This is a genomic window from Holdemanella sp. DFI.5.55 (assembly GCF_020593575.1).
GTDB lineage: Bacteria > Bacillota_I > Bacilli_A > Erysipelotrichales > Erysipelotrichaceae > Holdemanella > Holdemanella hominis.
In genome coordinates, this window is record NZ_JAJDMK010000089.1 from 1 (window position 1) to 7,523 (window position 7,523).

Annotated in this window: 5 protein-coding genes and 1 pseudogene; 3 read left to right on the top strand and 3 right to left on the bottom strand. The window is 37.5% G+C overall.

Annotation, left to right across the window (positions count from 1 at the left end):
• The 3 genes and pseudogenes from LJE08_RS15350 to LJE08_RS12110 all read right to left on the bottom strand — a co-directional run.
• Positions 1 to 563: pseudogene (locus LJE08_RS15350) on the bottom strand (MATE family efflux transporter); the annotation flags it as partial.
• A gap of 39 nt (positions 564 to 602) precedes the next feature.
• Positions 603 to 842: a NifU family protein gene (locus tag LJE08_RS12105; protein WP_117925153.1), complete on the bottom strand. Its 240-nt coding sequence runs from the start codon at positions 840 to 842 to the stop codon at positions 603 to 605.
• A gap of 17 nt (positions 843 to 859) precedes the next feature.
• Positions 860 to 1,321, bottom strand: a complete 462-nt coding sequence (locus LJE08_RS12110; RefSeq protein ID WP_227403354.1) for a divergent PAP2 family protein — start codon at positions 1,319 to 1,321, stop codon at positions 860 to 862.
• Between the two features lie 91 nt (positions 1,322 to 1,412).
• On the opposite strand from LJE08_RS12110, the gene LJE08_RS12115 reads away from it, so the two are divergent.
• The 3 genes from LJE08_RS12115 to LJE08_RS12125 all read left to right on the top strand — a co-directional run bounded on the left by LJE08_RS12115 (position 1,413) and on the right by LJE08_RS12125 (position 7,432).
• On the top strand, positions 1,413 to 2,684 hold the full coding sequence (locus tag LJE08_RS12115; RefSeq protein ID WP_217256356.1) for a glucose-6-phosphate isomerase: 1,272 nt from the start codon (positions 1,413 to 1,415) through the stop codon (positions 2,682 to 2,684).
• A gap of 158 nt (positions 2,685 to 2,842) precedes the next feature.
• Entirely contained in the window at positions 2,843 to 6,391 is a 3,549-nt protein-coding gene (nifJ, locus tag LJE08_RS12120) for a pyruvate:ferredoxin (flavodoxin) oxidoreductase (protein WP_227403355.1), read from the top strand.
• A 90-nt stretch (positions 6,392 to 6,481) separates the two neighbouring features.
• Entirely contained in the window at positions 6,482 to 7,432 is a 951-nt protein-coding gene (locus LJE08_RS12125; RefSeq protein ID WP_227403356.1) for a P1 family peptidase, read from the top strand.
• The last annotated feature ends 91 nt before the right edge of the window (positions 7,433 to 7,523 follow it).

Consider the following 7,523-nt stretch of genomic DNA (forward strand, 5'->3'; position numbering starts at 1 on the left):
TATGCCACGGCTAGAGGCTTGGAAAATGCCTGGGGTTGTCAGATGGGTACTCACAATGTTTGATATGTTAGAGCTAAACGCAATGGTCATGGGAAGTCTTGAATTTTGATTTGTTCGAAAGCTTGCAACACCTGCATTGTATAGGGCGATGAAGGGGTAGGATAGTGCCGTGATGAATAGATAGCTTAAAGAATTATCCATCACGCTTTTTTCTATAGATTCAAAACTCAGTGTTAATAGCGGTCTTCTGAATAAAATGCAGGGTATGGTAATCAGTATGGAAATAAGGGTGACGGAGATAATCAATTGTTTCAAGGCTTGATTGGCCTTGTTTTTTGGTCAGAACCTAAGTGTTGGGCGCAGATGATGGCGCCTCCGGTTGCCATGGCGGCAAATATATTGATGATTAAAATATTTAATGAATCCACAAGGGAGACGGCGGAAATAGCGGTTGAACCAATATTGGTGACCATAATGGTATCAACGGATCTCATTAATGCGTTTAAAACTTGTTCGAACATTAATGGAATCAAAAGTCTCCTTAATTGTTCTTTGGTGTACATGGTAAAACTCCTAAAAATAAAAAGATATCTTTCGATATCTTAACCTACAAGTACTACATCACGGATGTTTGGTACTTCTTCAAGTAATAATTCTTTGATTCCACCTGAGAAATCTTCAGAGGCCATCATGCATCCTTGGCAAGCACCTTTGAAAGAAACATAGACAACATTGAATTCGTCAACTCCTAATAGTTCAATGTCGCCTCCGTCATGTTGAATATAAGGACGAATTTTATCTAAACAATCATTAACGGCTTTACTATCTACTACAGTATCCATAAAATAACACTCCTAACTTATAAAAATAGTGGACATAAAATCAATGGGACAATCAGTCCTACCACAAATCCTCCGATGACTTCGACAAATTTATGACCAAGAACATTCTTTAATTTTTCTTGATAGATTGGATTGTCAAAGCGAAGTCCTGTCATTTCTCGTAAATCTTTGACTAACTGTTGCGTTAATTCAATATTTTTACCTGAGTAATAGCGGACGTGACATGCATCATACATGACAATAAAGGAAAAGATAGTGGTTACGGCAAATATGGCTGAATCAAAGCCTTCCTGAATTCCAATGGAAAGAGAAAGGGCAGTTACAGTGGATGAGTGACTGCTTGGAAAGCCGCCACTTGCGATGACCCAGTGTAAGTCCCATTTGCCAGTTCTATAATAATATACGACCGTTTTTCCTACTTGTGCAAGTATATTGCTCAAAAGAGCTGTAACAAGTGGATATAAGGACGATGGTATCATAAACTCACACTCCTAACAAAAAACATTATATCACACAATGTTAAATCGTGGTATAATCATGAGTGGAGATAGCTATGGAGGGAAAATAAATATGATTACGTTAGATTTAAATCATGCTTTCTTAAAAGAAGATGTAAAGGCTTATCAGAATCAAGTTCGCGCTATTGATGAAGCTTTACAAAATGGTACTTGTAAGGGTAACGACTTTATCGGTTGGCTAAACTGGGCTAACAATTATGATAAAGAAGAATTTAGTCGCATTAAAGAGGTTGCCGCAAAAGTACGTGAAAATACAGAAGTATTCGTTGTATGTGGTATTGGAGGATCTTATTTAGGTGCTCGTGCTGCCATTGAAATGATGAATGGTTTATATGGTGACAACAAGCCTGAAATTATTTATATGGGAAACACTTTCTCATCTACTTATATTTCACAGGTCATGAACTATATTAAAGATAAGGAAGTTACTGTAAATGTTATTTCTAAATCTGGAACTACAACGGAAACAGCATTGGCTTTCCGTATCTTAAAACAATTTATGGAAGAAAAATATGGTGAAGATGCAAAGAATCGTATTATTGCCACTACAGATAAGGCTAGAGGAACATTGAAGGCTTTAGCAGATAAAGAAGGATATGAAACATTCGTCATTCCTGATGATATTGGTGGACGTTTCTCAGTCATTACTCCAGTTGGATTATTGCCAATCGCAGTAGCTGGAATCGATATCGATGCTTTGATGAAAGGTTTACATGATGGTATGGGTGAATATGGAGATGCGGCTCTTGAAAAAAACCCTGCTTACCGATATGCAGTGGCTCGTCGTATTCTTCAAAACCAAGGATATGATGTTGAATTGTTAGTAAACTATGAACCTCAAATGCAGATGGTTGCCGAATGGTGGAAACAATTGTTTGGAGAAAGTGAAGGAAAAGATGGAAAGGGTATTTTACCTGATTCAGTATGTTTCTCAACAGACTTACACTCTTTAGGACAATTTGTTCAGGAAGGTAAGAAAGTATTGTTCGAAACAAACTTATATGTCGATACACCAATGATCGATTTAACATTCCCTAATGATGAAGCCAATGAAGATGGAATGAACTACTTGGCTGGTAAGAGTGTGGATTGGGCTAATAAAATGGCTGCCAAAGGAACATTACAGGCTCATGAAGAAACAGGTGGAGTTCCAAATATCTTATTAACTATGCCAGGCATGACTTCTTATGACTTTGGTAATATGTGTATGTTCTTCTTCAAGGCCATCGCAATGACAACTTTGATGAATGATTCTAACCCATTCAATCAACCTGGCGTTGAAGTTTATAAAAAGAATATGTTCAAACTATTAGGTAAAGAGTAATGATGAAAATAGAGATGTAAGCAAGTGTTTACGTCTCTTTTTTATACGCTTACAAATTAGAAGAGACTAACCTCTATAGTGAATTTAACCTTTAAAATTTGACATGAAGCTCGTATAATAATCTATGGTATTGAATATCTATAAAGGAGGAAATATTAATGCCTAGAGCAAAACAGTCTATGGATGGAAATACGGCTGCGGCTCACGTTGCGTATGCTTTTACAGACGTTGCTGCAATTTATCCTATTACTCCATCTAGTCCAATGGCAGACTCTATTGACCAATGGTCTGCAGCTGGACAGAAAAATATTTTTGGAAATCAAGTAGTTGTAAGTGAATTACAATCAGAAGCAGGTGCTGCTGGTGCTGTTCACGGATCATTAGCTGCTGGTGCATTGACTAATACATTCACTGCATCTCAAGGTTTATTATTGATGATTCCAAACATGTACAAGATCGCGGCTGAACAATTACCATGTGTATTCGATGTATCTGCACGTACAGTTGCAACTCACGCATTGAACATCTTTGGTGATCACTCAGACGTTTATGCTTGTCGTCAAACAGGTTTCGCTATGTTATGTGAAACTAACCCACAAGAAGTTATGGATTTATCTCCAGTAGCTCACTTAGCTGCTTTAGAAGGTAAAGTGCCATTCATCAACTTCTTTGATGGATTCCGTACTTCTCACGAAATTCAAAAAATTGAAAAATGGGACTACGAAGATTTAAAAGAAATGTGTCCAATGGAAGCTGTTGAGGAATTCCGTAAACACGCTTTGAATCCAGAACGTCCAACTATGCGTGGTTCTCACGAAAATGGAGATATCTTCTTCCAACACCGTGAAGCATGTAACACTGCATATGATGAATTACCTGCTGTAGTAGAAAAATACATGGGTAAAATCAACGAAAAATTAGGAACAAACTATGACTTGTTCAACTACTATGGTGATCCTGAAGCTGATCGTGTAATCATCGCTATGGGTTCTATCAATGACGTTGCTGAAGAAGTTATCGACTACTTAACTGCAAAAGGAGAAAAAGTTGGTTTAGTTAAGGTTCGTTTATATCGTCCTTGGTCAAGCAAACACTTATTAAAAGTTCTTCCTAAGACAGCTAAGAAAGTTGCAGTACTTGACCGTACTAAAGAACCAGGTGCTCTAGCTGACCCATTATACTTAGATGTAGCTACAACACTTCGCGAAGCAGGATTAAATGACATCACTCTTTGCGGTGGACGTTATGGTTTAGGATCTAAGGATACTCCACCTTCAAGTGTGTTCGCTGTTTATACTGAATTGTTAAAAGACGAACCAAAACCTCGTTTTACAATTGGCATCGTGGATGACGTTACAAACTTATCGTTGCCAGAAGTTAAACCAGCTCCTAACACTTCAACTCCAGGAACGGTTGAATGTAAATTCTGGGGTCTTGGAGGAGACGGTACTGTAGGTGCTAACAAGAACTCTACTAAGATCATCGGTGACCACACTGACAAATATATTCAGGCTTACTTCCAATATGACTCTAAGAAAACTGGTGGTATCACGATTTCTCACTTGCGTTTCGGAGACAAACCAATCCGTAGCCCATACTACATTAACCAGGCTGACTTCGTAGCTTGTCACAACCCTTCATATGTAGTAAATGGATACAAGATGGTTCAAGACGTAAAACCTGGTGGTGTATTCATGATCAACTGCCAATGGTCAGACGAAGAATTAGACAAACACATGCCTGCTGAATCTAAAAAATATATCGCAGACAACAATATCCAATTGTACACAATCAATGCCATTGACAAAGCTATCGAAATTGGTATGGGTAAACGTACAAACACGATCTTACAATCTGCATTCTTCAAATTAGCTAACATTATGCCAATTGAAGAAGCTGTAGATTATATGAAAGCAGCTGCTAAGAAATCTTACTCTAAGAAGGGTGATGCAGTTGTTGAAATGAACTATAAAGCTATCGATGCTGGTGTTGGCGCAACTCACAAAGTTGAAATTCCTGCATCTTGGGCTAACCCAGAAGCTGATGCACCAAAACCTGAATTGTCAGGACGTCCTGCAACAGTTAAGATGGTTAAAGACATCATGGAACCAGTTAACAAAATGGATGGAGATTCATTACCTGTATCTGCATTCGTTGGTAACATCGATGGTCAATGGGAAACTGGTGCTAGTGCTTACGAAAAACGTGGTACAGCTGTTACAGTTCCTGAATGGGATCCTGAAAAATGTATTCAATGTAACCAATGTGCATTCGTATGTTCTCACGCTACTATTCGTCCATTCTTATTGAGCGAAGAAGAAGTTAAGGCTGCTCCTGCACAAATCAAATTAGCTGATGTTAAACCAAAAGCTACAGAATTCAAATATACAATGAGTGTATCTCCATTAGATTGTATGGGATGTGGTGAATGTATCACTGTATGTCCAACTCAAGCAATCAAGATGGTTCCTCAAGAATCTCAAGCTGAAGAACAACCAGTATTCGATTACTTAGTAGCTAACGTTTCTAAGAAAGATTCTGGATTCGCTGATGACACAGTTAAGGGTTCTCAATACAACCAACCATTGTTAGAGTTCTCTGGATCATGTGCTGGATGTGCTGAAACATCTTATGCTCGTTTAATTACTCAGTTATTTGGTGAACACATGTATGTATCAAATGCAACCGGATGTTCTTCAATCTGGGGTGGTCCAGCATCTGTATCTCCATATACAGTAAACAAAGACAGCTTACAAGGACCAGCATGGGCTAACTCATTGTTCGAAGACAATGCTGAACACGGATTCGGTATGCAATTAGGACAAAAAGTATTACGTGAACAAGCTATCGAAAAATTAGGTGCTATGAACGAAAGCGAAAAAGCAACTCCTGAATTCAAGGCTGCATTCGAAAAATTCATGGAAACTAAAGAAAATACTCGTACTAACACAGAAGCAACAAAAGCATTATTAGTTGAAGTAGAAAAAGCTGCTGAAGCTGGATGTGAAAATGCTAAAGCTGTATTAGATAAGAAAGAATACTTAGCTAAGAAATCTGTTTGGATCTTCGGTGGAGACGGATGGGCTTATGATATCGGATTCGGTGGATTAGACCATGTTCTTGCATCAGGTGAAAACGTAAACGTTATGGTATTCGATACAGAAATGTATTCAAATACTGGTGGACAGGCTTCTAAAGCATCTAACATCGGTGAAGTATGTCAGTTCGCTGCTGCTGGTAAAGAAATGAAGAAAAAATCTTTAGCAGAAATCGCCATGAGCTACGGATACGTTTATGTAGCACAAATCGCTCTTGGAGCTAACCCTGCACAAGCAGTTAAATGTATTGCTGAAGCAGAAGCTTATCCAGGACCATCTTTAATCATCGGTTATGCACCTTGTGAATTACATGGTATTGCTAAGGGTGGAATGAACCACTGTCAAGATGAAATGAAGAAAGCGGTTAAATCTGGATACTGGAACTTATTCTCATTTGATCCAGCTAAGAAAGAAGCAGGTAAGAACCCATTCACATTAACTTCTAAAGAAGGAGATGGAACTTACCAAGACTTCTTACACAACGAATCTCGTTACACTCGTTTAGTGAAACCATTCCCTGAAAGAGCAGAAAAATTATTTGCTAAGTCAGAAGAAGTAGCTAAAGAACGTTATGAACACTTACGACGTTTAGTTGAACTTTACAAGTAAGAAATAAATGAAAGAAGCTGATTGATTTCGGCTTCTTTTTTTGTGCAAATTAAAAATTATTAATATAATGGTTGTAAGAGGTGTTATATTATGGAAAAAGGAAAATTAAATCGAATTACAGATGTCGAAGGTGTTTTGGTTGGGCATAAAACAATTTGTTCTGATTCTCACCAAACAGGTGTGACATTTATTCGTACGGCTGAAGATGTATTTCATCAAAAGTTAGCTTGTGGTTGTAGTATTTTAAATGGTTTTGGGAAGACGACAGGATTACCACAAATTATGGAATTGGGAACTTTAGAAAGTTATATTTGTTTGACAAATACTTTAAATGTGGGTGTTGTTCAACAAGCCTTAGTGGATATCATGGTCAAAGAAAATGAAGATTTAACAAGTGTTAATGTTGTCGTTGGAGAATGCAACGATGGATATCTAAATGCGATTCGCGATTGCGTCGTTACAAAAGAAGATGTTTATGAGGCGTATCGTGACTGTAAAAAAAATTTTGAACTCGGCAGTGTTGGAGCCGGACGAGGCATGTCTTGTTTTGAAATGTCAGGTGGTATTGGAACAAGTTCAAGAATCTTTGAGATTGATGGAAATACATATACTCTAGGTGTACTTGTATTGTCTAATTTTGGTTTAAGAGAACAATATTTGTTAGATAAAGTAGAGGGGAATCAATTGCCTTTAGAACAAGAAAAAGGTTCAATCATGATGATCATTGCAACGGATGCTCCATTAAGTGATCGTCAACTTCATAGAGTTTGTAACAGAATGCCAGTCGGTTTAGCTTTAACAGGATCGCATATGGGCAATGGTTCTGGGGATATTGCGATTGCGTTTAGTACCGCAAATCGTTTTGGGAATGAAGAAGTCCATACTTTGAAACAAATCAACGATAATAAGATCAATATTGTATTTGATGCAGCGATTGAATCTTGTAAAGAAGCTGTGCACTTATCTTTGATTGAAAATGAAGAGGTAACTGGACAGTCTGGACATGTTCGTAATTGTTTAAATCAAGTGAAGATTTCATAGTGAAATCTTCTTTTTTATGTTATATTTTTTTGGTGATAATCTGAAAATAAAATTTATAAAAACAAGAAGTTAGAAGTACAAAAGGGTGCAA